11 protein-coding genes are annotated in these 13995 nt (G+C 71.0%); all 11 read left to right on the top strand.

From position 1 onward, the window contains the following. The first annotated feature begins 389 nt into the window (after window positions 1-389). Complete coding sequence (locus ACULPM_RS08005; RefSeq protein WP_167929331.1) at window positions 390-2054, top strand: ribonuclease J; 1665 nt, start codon at window positions 390-392, stop codon at window positions 2052-2054. Window positions 2055-2058: 4 nt separating this feature from the next. Beyond that, a complete protein-coding gene (locus ACULPM_RS08000) occupies window positions 2059-4605 on the top strand; it encodes a DNA translocase FtsK 4TM domain-containing protein (RefSeq protein ID WP_445330973.1) in 2547 nt (848 codons plus the stop codon). 1 nt (window position 4606) lies between these two features. Next, window positions 4607-6244, top strand: coding sequence for a helix-turn-helix domain-containing protein (locus ACULPM_RS07995; RefSeq protein ID WP_445330972.1), 1638 nt, complete (start codon window positions 4607-4609; stop codon window positions 6242-6244). Window positions 6245-6290: 46 nt separating this feature from the next. Beyond that, window positions 6291-6788: a YajQ family cyclic di-GMP-binding protein gene (locus tag ACULPM_RS07990; protein WP_445330971.1), complete on the top strand. Its 498-nt coding sequence runs from the start codon at window positions 6291-6293 to the stop codon at window positions 6786-6788. A 14-nt stretch (window positions 6789-6802) separates the two neighbouring features. After that, complete coding sequence (gene rimO, locus ACULPM_RS07985; RefSeq protein ID WP_445330970.1) at window positions 6803-8125, top strand: 30S ribosomal protein S12 methylthiotransferase RimO; 1323 nt, start codon at window positions 6803-6805, stop codon at window positions 8123-8125. Between the two features lie 3 nt (window positions 8126-8128). After that, a complete protein-coding gene (pgsA, locus tag ACULPM_RS07980; protein WP_445330969.1) occupies window positions 8129-8725 on the top strand; it encodes a CDP-diacylglycerol--glycerol-3-phosphate 3-phosphatidyltransferase in 597 nt (198 codons plus the stop codon). Continuing rightward, window positions 8722-9252 (top strand): CinA family protein, encoded by a 531-nt coding sequence (locus ACULPM_RS07975; RefSeq protein WP_445330968.1) that lies wholly within the window; start codon window positions 8722-8724, stop codon window positions 9250-9252. The genes pgsA and ACULPM_RS07975 overlap by 4 nt, the downstream gene beginning before the upstream one ends. A 208-nt stretch (window positions 9253-9460) precedes the next feature. Continuing rightward, on the top strand, window positions 9461-10567 hold the full coding sequence (gene recA, locus ACULPM_RS07970; protein WP_167929337.1) for a recombinase RecA: 1107 nt from the start codon (window positions 9461-9463) through the stop codon (window positions 10565-10567). Beyond that, entirely contained in the window at window positions 10564-11223 is a 660-nt protein-coding gene (locus ACULPM_RS07965) for a regulatory protein RecX (RefSeq protein WP_445330967.1), read from the top strand. The genes recA and ACULPM_RS07965 overlap by 4 nt, the downstream gene beginning before the upstream one ends. 260 nt (window positions 11224-11483) lie before the next feature. After that, the gene (gene rny / locus ACULPM_RS07960) at window positions 11484-13034 is read left to right on the top strand and encodes a ribonuclease Y (protein ID WP_445330966.1); all 1551 of its coding nucleotides are present in this window, start codon (window positions 11484-11486) and stop codon (window positions 13032-13034) included. Between the two features lie 3 nt (window positions 13035-13037). Beyond that, window positions 13038-13995: ATP-binding protein (locus tag ACULPM_RS07955; protein ID WP_445332331.1), on the top strand; the 958-nt coding region annotated here is incomplete at its 3' end.

The raw sequence follows: 13995 nt of genomic DNA, 5'->3' as shown, positions 1-13995 counted from the left end.
TTTTTTGTGGGAGAGTCGCTGGAACGCACCTCCCCCCAAAACAACCCCCGGGCCACCCGTCACTCGGCTGGCATCCTTACCGCTGGGAAGAGCGTCGCGGCAGGCTGTCGCTGACGGAACGATGCCGTTGCCGGCTCGCGACCCCCCCGGGCGCCCGCCCGCGCGCAGTTCTGCAGCCGCGCGCTCTTTGCGCGGCGAAGCTGTCTGAGCACGGGCGGACGCCCGAGGGGGCTGTCCGCGCGCTCCGTGTAACCATCGTGGAACATGCAAGCGGCGGGTCCTTCTCGGGTAGAATCGGTGGGTATGCGAATTGGCGCGGCCGGCGGGTCAGCTCCGCCCGGCCGTCTCATATGACCCGACCGACCACCCCCGAAAGGAATCGCCCAGGAATGCCCAAGAAAGACACCGCCCTCAAGATCATCCCGCTTGGGGGCCTTGACGGCATCGGCAAGAACATGACCGCCTTCGAGTATGGCGGAGACATGGTCCTTGTCGACGCCGGCCTGATGTTCCCCGACGAGGGCCAGCCCGGCATCGACCTCATCCTGCCCGACTACACCTACGTTCTGGAGAACGAGGAGAAGCTCCGCGGCGTCATCATCACGCACGGGCACGAGGACCACACCGGCGCGCTCCCGTTCCTCCTGCAGGACCTCACCCGCAAGGTCCCCATCTACTCGAGCAAGCTCACGCTCGGCATCATCGAGGGCAAGCTCGCCGAGCACAACATCCGCTCGCCCAAGTTCCGCGAGGTGAGCGATGGCTCCACGATCACGCTCGGGGCCTTCACCATCACGTTCTTCTCGATGACCCACTCCATCCCGGCCGCCTTCGGCGTCTTCATGTCCACGCCGGCGGGCACCGTCATGCACACCGGCGACTTCAAGTTCGACCAGACGCCCATCGACGGGCGCCGGCCCAACTTCCAGGCCATCAACAAGTTCGGCGCCTCGGGGGTGGACCTCCTGCTCTCCGACTCCACCAACGCCACGCGCCCGGGCTTCACGCCGTCCGAGGCCGCCGTGGGCCGCGACCTGCGCCACGTCATCAAGAACGCGCCGGGCCGCGTCTTCGTGGCCGCGTTCTCGAGCCACATCCACCGCCTGCAGCAGATCTGCGACGCGAGCGTGGCCGTGGGGCGCAAGGTCGTGGTGACGGGCCGCTCCATGCTCACCAACACCAAGGTGGCGCGCGAGCTCGGCTACCTCTCCATCGACGAGGAGAACATCATCGACGCCTACGACGTCGACCGCATCCCCGACGAGAAGATCGTCGTCCTGTGCACCGGCAGCCAGGGCGAGCCGCTCTCCGCCCTCGCGCGCATGGCCAACGGCGAGCACAAGTCCCTCTCCATCCACGAGTCGGACACGGTGATCATCTCCGCCACGCCGATCCCGGGCAACGAGAAGAGCGTCCAGTCGATCGTCAACTCGCTCTCCAAGATCGGGTGCGAGATCTTCGACAAGAGCAAGGGCCTCGTGCACGTCTCCGGCCACGCGAGCCAGGAGGAGCTCAAGCTCATGCTCGCCATGGCCAAGCCCAAGTACTTCATGCCGGTCCACGGCGAGGCGCAGCACCTGCGCGCCCACGCCGAGCTCGGCGTGCAGATGGGCGTGCCGGCCGATCGCGTCTTCGTGCTCGACAACGGCGACTCGCTCGAGATGGTCCGGCACAAGGTGCGCCGCGGCCGTGCGGTGGAGTCCGGCGTGGTCTACGTCGACGGCGGCACCGTCACCGAGGCCAACCCGATGGTCCTGCGCGACCGCCAGAAGCTCGGCGCCGACGGCGTGGTGAGCTGTACCGTGGTGGTCTCCAAGCGCTCGGGCTCGGTGAGCGCCGTCGAGGTCTTCGGCCGGGGCGTCTCGTCCTCGACCGACGAGCTGCTCGACGGCGAGGCCCAGAAGCTCGTCCGCGCGCAGGTCGAGAAGCTCGCCAAGTCCGACGGGTCGAGCATCGAGGCGCTGCGGCGCGGCGTGCGCAACACGCTCTCCAACCTGCTCTGGAACAAGACGCACACGCGGCCGATGATCATCCCGGTCGTGATGGAGGTCTAGGCAGATGCCCTCGAAACGCACCTCAAACGCAGCACGCGGCAGGGGGGCGTCAGGGAAGGGGAGGGGCAAGGCCCCCGCGCGGCGCGCAGCCCAGCCCACCCCGGCGCTCACCAAGACCCAGTCCGACATCCTCGGCGTCGTGCTCGCCGTGACGGCGATCGCGATGCTCGTCTCCATCGTCTCGCCGAGCTCGGCGGTGGTGACGAGCGCCGTGCACGACTTCCTCGCGCTCTCGTTCGGCGCGGCGGCCGTGCTCGTGCCGGCGGCGCTCTTCGTCTTTGCCATGACCTTCTTCCGCGTCGACGAGGGGCCGGTCTCGGGGCGCGTCGCCCTGGGGCTCTCGCTCATCGTGCTCGCCGTCATGGCCATGCTCTCGGTCAACCTGCCCGAGGCGGCCGCGGACCCGTCCGTCGTCTTCGAGCCCGCCGTCGCCGAGCTCGCCGGCGGCTACGTGGGGGGCGCCGTCGCCTACTGCCTGCTCTGCCTCGTCGGCCAGGTGATCGGGGACGTCCTGCTCGCGGGCGTGGTGCTCGCGGGCGTGGTGGTGTGCGGCTTCTCCATCTCCGACGCCGTCGCCCGGGCGCGCGAGGGCATCGAGGGGATCGCCGACGAGCACCACGCCCGCGTCGAGGCGCGCCGCGCCCAGGCGATCATCGACGCGGCGGCCGACCCCGACTGCGCTCCGGCCTCGCCCGGGCCGCAGGCCTCGCTCTTCGACGAGACCGGCGAGCAGGCCACGACCTTCATCGGCGACCGCAAGACGACGGTCCTCAAGCGCCGCGCGAGGCTCCTCTCGGAGGACGCCCCCGCCGACCCCGCAGAGGCGCCGACCACGCTCATCGATCGCGGGAGGCGCCCGTCGGCGACGCTGTTCGCCTCCGACGCCGAGGCGGACCAGGACCGCGCCGAGGCGGGGAGCGTGCCCTCGTTCCTGCGCGGCGGCAAGGGGGCCGGGCGCAAGAAGGGCGAGAAGGGCGAGAAGGCCGAGGGGGCCCGCCCCGCCGCAGCGAGGAAGCCCCGCGCGGAGCGCGGGCAGGTCCCGGCCGCCCCCGAGAGCATCACGCGCCCCGGGGACGCCGACGAGTCCTACCAGCTCCCGCCCCTCTCCATCCTGCGCGCAAACCCCGACGCGAGCGGCTCCTACGGCAACGACGAGGAGCTCGCGGGGACCGCGGCGAAGCTCCAGGCCACGCTCGAGGAGTTCGGGCTCACCTCGCGCGTCGAGGGCTGGATCGCCGGACCGTCCGTCACCACCTTCAAGATCTCCATGGGCGAGGGCGAGCGCGTCAACAAGATCGTCAACCTCGAGGACGACATCGCCCTCTCGCTGGCGGCAAAGTCGGTCCGCATCTTCGCGCCCATCCCCGGGACCTCGCTCGTGGGCATCGAGATCCCCAACGACAAGCCCCAGCCGGTCTTCCTCTCCGACGTGCTCCCGTACGCGAAGGGCGGCCCGCTCGACTGCGCCTTCGGCCGCGACTCCGAGGGGCGTCCCATCGTGGTGGACCTTGCGGGCCTGCCGCACCTGCTCGTCGCCGGCACCACGGGATCGGGCAAGTCCGTCCTGCTCAACGCCATCATCATGTCGATGCTCATGCGCGCCACCCCCGAGCAGGTGCGCCTCATCATGGTCGACCCCAAGCGCGTCGAGTTCACGGGCTACGCGGGCCTGCCGCACCTCTACGTGCCGGTGGTCACCGAGCCCCGCCAGGCGGCGAGTGCCCTGCAGTGGGGCGTGACCGAGATGGAGCGCCGCCTCAAGGTCTTCGAGCACTACAAGGTGCGCGACATCAAGACCTTCAACAAGAACGTGGACGGCGACAAGTACGCTGAGATGGAGAACCCCCCGAAGCACATGCCCTACTTCGTCATCGTGATCGACGAGCTGGCCGACCTCATGATGGTCGCCGGAAAGGACGTGGAGTCCTCCATCGTCCGCATCGCGCAGCTCGGCCGAGCCGCGGGCATCCACCTGATCGTGGCCACGCAGCGGCCCTCCGCGGACGTCGTCACCGGCCTCATCCGCGCCAACATCGACAACCGCGTGGCGCTTTCCGTCGACAACTCCATCAACTCGCGCATCATCCTCGACCAGAAGGGCGCCGAGCAGCTCCTCGGCAAGGGCGACATGCTCGTCAAGCTCCGCGGGCGCAAGCCGCGGCGTGCCCAGGGCTGCTGGGTCTCCGACGAGGAGATCGAGCAGACCGTCAAGTTCGTGCGCGAGCAGGTCACGGCCGACTACCACGAGGACATCCTCACCGCGGTCGTCCCCAACGCCCCCGGCGGCGGCGAGCCCGGCGCGCGGGGCGACGACGACCCCCTCATCTGGGAGGCCGCGCGCATAGTTGTGGACTCTCAGCTCGGCTCCACCTCCGGGCTGCAGCGCGCCCTCTCGGTGGGGTACGCTAGGGCCGGCAGGATCATGGACATGCTGGAGGCGAAGGGGGTCGTGGGCCCGGCCAACGGGTCCAAGCCCCGCGAGGTCCTTCTCGACAAGGAGGCCCTCGAGGAGCTGAAGGTCGCCGACGCAGCGTACGAGGGGGTGGAGTAGCATGTCACGGCCGCGGTTCAGCGAGGCGCTCGTCATGCGGCGCCACGACCTCGGGCTCTCGCTCGAGCAGGCCTCCCGCATCCTGAAGCTGCGCCGGGACGTCCTCGTCGCCTTCGAGGAGGGCGACTACGACCACATGCCCCAGAGCGGCTATGCCCAGGGCATGCTCTCGAGCTATGCCCGCTACCTCGGCCTCAACGCGCGGGAGATCGTCGACCTCTTCCAGGAGGAGCTCTACGAGCACCGTCACGGCAGCTCCTCCCACGAGCTGAGGAGAAGGACGCGCCAGACGCAGGCGGGCAGGAATATCTCCGGGTACGACGTGGTGAACGAGGCCGGCTCGCGCCCGAAGGCCTACGTCGAGTACCGCCCGCTCCTGCCCACCTCGGGCGGCCCGGCGGGCGACATGGGCAACTTCGCCACGACGGCGCCCGCGCGCCCGCGCTCGTCGCTTCCCCTGGCGGGCGTCGGCACCCCGGCGCCCGGGACGCGGGCGGCGTACTCGTCCCCGTCCTATGAGGGGTGGGACCTCGGCCCCGAGCGGCGCCCCTACAACAGCGGCTCGGCTCGGGAGCGCGCGGGCGCCTCGTCGGCGCGCCGCCGCGCCCAGCGCCCGCGCCGCGGCTCGGACGCCCGGCAGGGGAGGATGCTCGGGGACGGAGCCGGCCCCTCCTACGACGACCGCCCCTCCGCGCGGCTCTACCGCCGCGACGACGTGAGCACGCGCCGGGTGTCGCCGAGCGAGTACACCGACGACATGCGCTACGACGACCACGCGAGCCCCTACGCACCGGCCTCGACCATCTCCGGGCGGCGCTCGTCGCGCAACATCGCCCAGATCGAGCGCCCGAACGTCCGGCGTCGCCCGTCCTCGCCGCACCGCTCCTCGGCCAGGCAGGGCCGCGGGGGACGTCGCCCGCCCGCGCGCGGCGGCGCGCTCGGCTGGCTCCAGTGGTTCTTCTCGGACGCGCGCCGGGCGCTCCTCGCCATCGTGGTCGCCCTCACCGTCGTGCTCACCGCCATCGTCGTGCTCTCGGTGAGCTCGTGCGTGAGCGGCCCCTCCCGCTCCGTCGGTCAGACCGTCGCCGTGAACAGCGCGAACGAGACCGAGGCGGAGACGGGCGGGCAGCAGTCCGGCGCCGCCGCCCAGGGCTCCGACGAGGCGGCTCACGAGCCTGACGAGGGGCAGGGCGGCGACGGCCAGGGCGACCAGGCCGCCGGCGGGGACGAGGGCGCCGCGTCGGACGCGTCGCCTGACGACCAGGCGGCGAGCGACGAGCCCAAGGAGACCGTCGTCGAGGTCAGCATCGCCAGCGGCGAGTACTCCTGGCTCGAGATCGTCTGCGACGGCACGAGCGTGGTCGCCGACGACCTCACGGGGCCGTGGTCGCAGACCTTCACCGTCTACGACTCGATCTCCATCTCCGCCGGCGACCGCTCGGCGGTGACCGTCACGGAGAACGGCGAGCGAGTCGAGTTCAGCAAGACCGCGAGCGGGCTCGGGAGCGTGACCATCAAGGGGACGCCGCGCCAGGAGCCCGCGGATGACGCCTCGGGCGCCTCCTCCGACGGCTCCTCGGACGCCGCTCCGGCCGAGGACGCCGCGACCGAGGCCGACCAGTCGAGGCAGGATCAGTAGCATTGATGCGGCCCGGCGCGCGCCGGGCCCGGGAAGGAGAGGGGCAATGGCCAAGGAATCGAGCTTCGACGTCGTCTCCGTCGTCGACATGCAGGAGGTCGACAACGCCTGCCAGCAGGCCGCCCGCGAGATCACCCAGCGCTATGACCTCAAGGGCACGGGCGCGACGCTCGAGCTCTCCAAGAAGGACGGCGTCTTCAAGATCGCGGCGCCCTCCGAGTTCGTGGCGTCCCAGGTGCGCGACATCCTCGGCACCAAGCTCGTCAAGCGCGGCGTCGACCTCACGGCCGTGCGCTGGGCTGACCCCGTGGCGGCGTCCGGCATGAGCGTCCGCCAGGCCGGCACCGTCCTCCAGGGCATCGACCAGGACACCGCGAAGAGGATCGCGAAGGACATCCGCGACCTCAAGCTCAGGGCCAAGGCGACGGTCGAGGGGGACAAGCTCCGCGTGAGCTCCGCCTCCAGGGACGTCCTCCAGTCCGTCATCGCCGAGCTCAGGCAGCGCGACTACGGTCAGCCGCTCCAGTTCGTCAACTACCGCTAGCGGAGGGGGATCTCGTGCGCTTTCTCATCGTCACGCTCGGCTGCGCCAAGAACGAGGTGGACTCCGACCGCATGCGGGCGCTCCTGCTCGCGGACGGCTTCGAGGAGGCCGCCGAGGCGGCCGACGCCGACGTCGCCATCGTCAACACCTGCTCGTTTCTCGCCTCGGCGACCGAGGAGTCGGTCGAGGCCACGCTCGAGCTCGCCGAGGAGCGCTCCGAGGGCGTCCGCGCCTGCCCGATCGTGATGTGCGGCTGCGTGCCCTCCCGCTACGGCGACGCGCTCGCCGCCGAGCTCCCCGAGGTCGTCGCGTTCGTGCGCGCCGAGGACGAGGACGGCATCGTGGGCGTGGTCCGCGAGGTGCTCGGGATGGCCTCCGACGAGGGCACCGAGCTTCCCAGTACCCTGCGCACGGTCGAGGGCACGAGCGCCTTCGTGAAGATCTCCGAGGGCTGCGACCGCTTCTGCACCTTCTGCGCCATCCCCTACATACGCGGCCGCTACCACTCGCGCCCCTCCGACGAGATCGTCTCCGAGGTGCGCGACCTCATGGACGGCGGCGTCCGCGAGGTCGTCCTCATCGGCCAGGACACGGGCGTCTGGGGCTGCGACCTCGGTGAGGGTGAGACGCTCGCCGCGCTGCTCGGGCGCGTCGCCGAGGCCGTCCGCCCCTACGGGGGCTGGGTCCGCGTGCTCTACCTCCAGCCCGAGGGCATGACCGACGAGCTCATCGCCACCATCCGCGACGTCCCCGAGGTCCTTCCCTACATCGACATCCCCATCCAGCACTGCTCCGCCCGCGTGCTCAGGGCCATGGGTCGCTCCGGCTCCCCCGAGGAGCTGCATGAGCTCTTCGCCCGCCTTCGCGCCGAGATTCCCGGCATGGTCCTCAGGACCACGGGCATGGCAGGCTTCCCCGGCGAGACGGACGAGGAGGCCGAGGAGCTCTGCGAGTTCATCTCCGAGGAGGCCTTCGACTACTGCTCCGTCTTCGCCTACTCCCAGGAGGACGGCACCGCGGCGGCGCGGATGGCCGACCAGGTGGACGAGGACGTCAAGCTCGAGCGCGCGCAGCGCCTGATCGACCTGACCGAGCAGCTGGGGTTCGCGGCGACCGCCGCGCACGTCGGCGAGCGCGTCCGCGTGATCGTGGACGGCGTCGAGGAGTCCGAGGGCGGCCCCGAGCTCATCGGCCACGCCTGGTTCCAGGCCCCCGACTCCGACGGGGCCGTGCACATCCCGTACGGCGAGGCGGCGGTCGGCGACATCGTCACCGTGGACCTCGTCGACTCGTTCTGCTACGAGCTCGTGGGCGAGATCGTCGGGGAGGGGGCGTAGGGCATGGCCGGCGAGAAGGACATCTGGACGCCCGCCAACGTCGTCACGTGCGTGAGGATCGCGTTCATCCCGGTCTTCATGGCGGTGGCCATGGCGGCGCACGGGCACGCGAACGCGCCTTTCGCCGTCGCGGCGTTCCTCATCTACGTCACGCTCTCGCTCACGGACAAGGTCGACGGCTACCTGGCCCGCTCCCGCGACGAGATCACCGACTTCGGGAAGTTCCTCGACCCCATCGCGGACAAGCTCCTCGTCTTCTCGGCGCTCCTGCTCCTGCTCTCCGACGGGCGCGTCTCCGTGTGGGTCGTCTTCGTCATCCTCCTGCGCGAGTTTCTCGTGAGCGCGCTTCGCATGGTCGCCGCCTCGAGCGGCGAGGTCATCGCCGCCGACGCCCTCGGGAAGGCCAAGACCGCCGTCACGATGGTGTCGCTGTGCGGCTACTACCTCTCCTACGCGATCTCCGCGGTCGGCTTCGACGACCTCGGCATCGTCGCGTTCGTCGCGTGGGCGCTCATGGTCGCCGCCGTCGTGCTCACGGTGGTCTCAGGCGCCCAGTACTTCTGGAACGCCCGCCACGTGGTCTTCGGGAGAGGGGAGTGAGCGGCGTGGGCGCCCCCTCGTGGGACGACTGCGTGCTCGGCGCCGCCTCCGCGCTCGACGCCGCGCGCGCGTCCGGGGTGACCCTGGGGTGCGCCGAGAGCTGCACGGGCGGGCTCGTCGCGGGCGCGCTCACCGCCGTCGCCGGCTCCTCCGACGTCATGAGGGGCGGCGTGGTGAGCTACGCGGTCCCCGTCAAGCACGAGGTGCTCGGCGTCTCGTCCGAGGTTCTCGACGAGCCTGGCGTCGGCGCCGTGTCGGGCGAGTGCGCGACGCAGATGGCCGAGGGGGCGCGCCGCGTGCTTGGCTGCGACGTCGCGGTCTCCGTGACCGGGATCGCGGGCCCCGGCGGCGCCGAGCCGGGAAAGCCCGTCGGCACCGTCTGGATGGGGCTTGCCACGCCGCTCGGGACGCGTGCCGAGCGGTTCCTGTTCCCGGGGGCGAGGGACGAGGTCAGGCGCGGCGCCGTCGCCGCCGCGCTCGCCCTGCTCCGTGAAGGCTCCATGGAGGCCGCCCGCGCCGGTCGATAGGCGCGGCCCCGCCCCACGCTCGTGACCGAGCCCGCTGCCTCGCCCTTTCCCGTCCCGCCCGTCTCCGCCGTCGGCCTGGCGGCAGCGTTGCGTCCGAGCCGTGTCCGCCCCGCGTCAGCGGGCCCGCCTACAATCGGGACGACGGTGTTGACTTAGAACGGTTGTTCGGATACCATCGACGGCGGAAGAACGAGCCAAGGGAGCGAGCATGGCCAAGACTAAGGGCGTTGCCAAGGAGATCCACCCCAGGACCACCGGCGAGGAGCGGGACAAGGTCCTCGAGTCCACGACGGCGGAGATTGAGAAGAAGTTCGGCAAGGGCGCGATCATGCGCTTCGGCGATGACGGCCCCAGCCTCGAGGTCGAGGCCATACCCACGGGCTCGCTCGCGCTCGATGCCGCCCTCGGCATCGGCGGCGTCCCGCGCGGGCGCATCGTCGAGATCTACGGGCCCGAGTCGTCCGGCAAGACCACGCTCTCGCTCGAGATCCTCGCCGAGGCGCAGGCCATGGGCGGCGTCGTCGCCTTCATCGACGCCGAGCACGCGCTCGACCCGGGCTATGCCGCGCGCATCGGCGTGGACATCGACGAGGTCCTCATCTCGCAGCCGGACACCGGCGAGCAGGCGCTCGAGATCTGCGACATGCTCGTCCGGTCCGGCGCCATCGACGTCGTGGTCATCGACTCGGTCGCCGCCCTCACGCCGCGGGCCGAGATCGAGGGCGAGATCGGCGACTCCACCGTCGGCCTCCAGGCGCGCCTCATGAGCCAGGCGCTGCGCAAGCTCGCGGGCTCCCTCTCCAAGTCCAACACGACGTGCATCTTCATCAACCAGCTTCGCGAGAAGATCGGCGTCATGTTCGGCAACCCCGAGACCACGCCGGGCGGCCGCGCGCTCAAGTTCTTCTCGTCCGTCCGCATGGACATCCGCCGCATCGACTCCATCAAGTCGAACAACGAGGTCGTGGGCAACCGCGTCCGCGTCAAGGTCGTCAAGAACAAGGTCGCCCCTCCCTTCAAGCAGGCGGAGTTCGACATCATGTACGGGCAGGGAATCTCCAAGGAGGGCTCGATCCTGGACGAGGGCGTGAAGTACGGCGTCGTCACCAAGTCGGGCTCCTGGTTCACCTACGAGACCGAGCAGGGCTCCGAGCGCCTGGGCCAGGGCAGGGAGGCCGCGAAGGAGTTCCTCGCCTCCAACCCGGAGCTCAGGGACGAGATCGACCACAGGGTCCGCGTCGCGTGCGGGCTCGAGCTCGGCGACGAGCGCGTCGGTGAGCCCGTCGACCTGATCGAGGGGGACATCCTCTCGTGAGCGCGCCTGCGACGGGCGGGGTCGGCTGGGACGTCGTGATGCCCGCGCGCGGCTCGCGCCCCGGCCCGCCCGCCCGCGTCGTCTTCGACTCTGCGGGCGTGCCCGCGCGCACCGTCCCGCTCGCGGTGGGGCGCCGCCTCGCCCGCCTGCTCGGGGAGGGGAAGGCGCCCGAGGCGGGCGAGCGGCTCGACGGCGCCATCGACGAGCTCCTCGACCGCTGCGCCAGGGAGCGCGTGGAGCAGCTCGTCTCCCGCCGTGACTACTCCGCCGACGAGCTCGGCGCGCGCCTCAGGCGCGACGGGTACCCCGCCGACGTCGTCGATCGCCGCGTTCGCCGGGCGTGCGAGTCTGGGGTCATCGACGACGCGCGCTACGCCGCCTCGTTCGTCCGCTCCAAGGCGCTCGCCGGATGGGGCAGGGCGAAGATCGAGCGCGCGCTCGCGGCGCGCGGGGTCTCCCTCGATGCGCTCGGGGACCTCTCCGACGAGCTCCTCTCGGAGGACGACGAGCTCGACCGCGCGATCGAGCTCGCCGGGCGTCGCGTGCGCTCGGGGCGCGGCGAGCTCCGCTCGCTCGTGCGCTTCCTCTGCGGTCGGGGCTTCTCGCCCGGTATCGCCTACCGCGCGGCGCGCTCGGCGCTGGGGGACGGCGAGTAGCCGCCCCGCGGCCTTCCGCGGCCCGCTACCACGCGCTCATTTGACATAACGTTACGCGGAACTTACGATTGAGGGGCTATTGGAGCGTCCGCTCACGCTGGCTCGCCAGCTGATGTCTATATTTCGTTCGATACCCGTCGGCCGTTCGCGGCCCACAGCCGAATGCAACTTGACAGCGCCTCCGATGGCGGGTTCCGCGGCAGCGCCGCGGTCTCCAGAACCACGCTTGACCTACATTCGTCGTCCGAGGAGCAGCTAACATGGAAATCCTATTCGCAGTCGTGGGGCTCGTCATAGGCGCGGGCATCGTCTACTTCATCCTATCGGGGCAGAGCAACTCCAAGGTCAAGGCTGCCGAGGCCCAGCTCGAGAGCGCGCGCGTCGACGCCGACCGCGTCCGCGAGGAGGCCGCGCGCCAGGCCGAGAACGCCAAGAAGGAGGCCGTCCTCGAGGCCAAGGAGCAGATCCTCGCCCTCAAGCAGGCCTCCGAGCAGGAGGAGAAGAAGCGCAAGGGCGAGCTCCAGTCCCTCGAGAACCGCATCATGCAGCGCGAGGAGTCGCTCGACCACCGAAACGACGCCCTCGACCGCCGCGAGCACCAGCTCTCGAGCCTCCAGGGCCAGCTTGACCGCCGCAAGAACGACCTCGACGAGATGGAGGTGCGCCAGACCGCCGAGCTCGAGCGCATCGCCGGCCTCTCCTCCGACGAGGCCCACGACGAGCTGCTCGCCCGCGTCCGCGCCGAGGCCGTCCGCGACGAGGCGCAGATCCTGCGCGAGTCCGAGCAGCGCGTCCGCGCCCAGGCCGACAAGACCGCCCGCGAGATCGTCTCGACCGCCATCCAGCGCTGCGCCGCCGACCAGGCCGGCGAGATCACGGTCACGTCGGTCCACATCCCCTCGGACGACCTCAAGGGCCGCATCATCGGCCGCGAGGGCCGCAACATCCGCACCTTCGAGCAGGTCTCCGGCGTGTCCCTCGTCATCGACGACACGCCCGAGACCGTCGTGCTCTCGAGCTTCGACCCGGTGCGTCGCGAGACCGCCCGCGTCGCGCTCGAGAACCTGATCGCCGACGGCCGCATCCACCCCGCCCGCATCGAGGAGCTCTACAAGAAGGCCGAGACCCTCGTCGCCGAGCGCGTCCGCGAGGCCGGGGAGCAGGCCGCCTTCGACGCCGGCATCCACGACCTGCACCCCGAGCTCGTCAAGACCCTCGGCGCGCTGCGCTATCGCACCTCGTTCGGCCAGAACGTCCTGTCCCACTCCGCGCAGGTCTCCGCGCTCTGCGGCATCATGGCCTCAGAGCTCGGCGTCGACGAGGTCGCCGCCAAGCGGGCCGGCCTCCTTCACGACCTCGGCAAGGCCATCGACCACGAGGTCGAGGGTCCGCACGCCGTCATCGGCGCCGACCTCGCCCGCCGCTATGGCGAGCGCCCCGACATCGTGCACGCCATTGAGGCGCACCACGCCGACGTCGAGCCCGACACCGTCCTCGACGTCCTCGTCCAGGCCGCCGACGCCATCTCCGCCGCTCGTCCCGGCGCGCGCCGCGAGAGCGCCGAGAGCTACATCAAGCGCCTCGAGAAGCTCGAGGAGATCTCCAACGCCCACGACGGCGTCGAGCGCACCTACGCCATGCAGGCCGGGCGCGAGCTTCACGTCATGGTTGAGCCCGAGAAGATCTCCGACGCCCAGGCCACGGTGCTCGCGCATGACATCGCCAAGCAGATCGAGGACGAGATGGAGTATCCCGGCCAGGTCCGCGTGGTGGTCATCCGCGAGTCGCGCGCCGTCGACGTGGCGAAGTAGCCCATGGCAGGCGCTCCCGCTGCCCAGGATCTCGTGGGCTTCGTCTCCTCCATGGGCGGCGGGCGCGCCCTGCGCGTCGAGGAGAACCTCGGCGAGGGCTTCGTCCGCCTCCGCGTCGCGGAGGCGGAGCGTCGCCAGGCGAAGCACGACGTCAGGTGCGTCGAGGACGTGGTCATCGAGATGCTGCGCAACGCCCGCGACGCCGGGGCGCGCCACATCTACGTCGCCACCACCCGCGAGGGCTCCCGTCGCGTGACGACGATGCTCGACGACGGCCGCGGCATACCGGCCGACATGCAGGAGCGCGTCTTCGAGGCGCGCGTCACCTCCAAGCTCGAGAGCTTTCACATGGACCGCTGGGGCGTCCACGGCAGGGGGATGGCCCTCTACTCCATCCGGGAGAACGCCGTCTCGGCCGAGGTCGTCTCGTCGGCGCCGGGCAGGGGCGCCGCCATCAGGGTCGTGACCGACGTCACGGCGCTTCCCGAGCGCGCCGACCAGTCCACCTGGCCCTCGGTCGGGACGGACGACGACGGCGAGCAGTCTTGCGTGCGCGGGCCCCACAACATCGTGCGCACCTGCTGCGAGTTCGCGCTCGAGGAGCGCGGCGCGTGCGAGGTCTACCTCGGCTCGCCCGCCGAGATCGCGGCCACCGCGCGCGCCCGCATGCGCCCCTCCGCCGACGCCTCCGAGCTCCTCTTCATGGACGCGCTCTCCGAGCTCCCCGTCCTCGAGCGCCTGAGCGCCGCGGCCGACGCCTCCGAGCTGCTGCGCGTGGCCGCATCCCTCGGCCTCGAGATGTCCGAGCGCACCGCGCACCGAATCGTCTCGGGCCAGGTGAGGCCCGCGCGCAGCGTCCTCGCCCGCCTCACGCACCGCGGCGACGCCCACCCGCAGCGCCCGCGCGAGGGCGAACTCGCGCGTGACCGAAGCGGCCTCAGGATAGCGCCTGCCGACGTCG

The sequence above is a fragment of the Thermophilibacter sp. ZX-H3 genome, assembly GCF_052599055.1.
This window is presented reverse-complemented; position numbering and strand designations above follow the sequence as displayed.

What these genes read in the sequence shown, in the direction of transcription:
- ACULPM_RS08005 (WP_167929331.1), top strand. Translation starts at nt 390, where the DNA reads ATGCCCAAGAAAGACACCGCCCTCAAGATCATCCCGCTTGGGGGCCTT.
- ACULPM_RS08000 (WP_445330973.1), top strand. Translation starts at nt 2,059, where the DNA reads ATGCCCTCGAAACGCACCTCAAACGCAGCACGCGGCAGGGGGGCGTCA.
- ACULPM_RS07995 (WP_445330972.1), top strand. Translation starts at nt 4,607, where the DNA reads ATGTCACGGCCGCGGTTCAGCGAGGCGCTCGTCATGCGGCGCCACGAC.
- ACULPM_RS07990 (WP_445330971.1), top strand. Translation starts at nt 6,291, where the DNA reads ATGGCCAAGGAATCGAGCTTCGACGTCGTCTCCGTCGTCGACATGCAG.
- pgsA (WP_445330969.1), top strand. Translation starts at nt 8,129, where the DNA reads ATGGCCGGCGAGAAGGACATCTGGACGCCCGCCAACGTCGTCACGTGC.
- recA (WP_167929337.1), top strand. Translation starts at nt 9,461, where the DNA reads ATGGCCAAGACTAAGGGCGTTGCCAAGGAGATCCACCCCAGGACCACC.
- rny (WP_445330966.1), top strand. Translation starts at nt 11,484, where the DNA reads ATGGAAATCCTATTCGCAGTCGTGGGGCTCGTCATAGGCGCGGGCATC.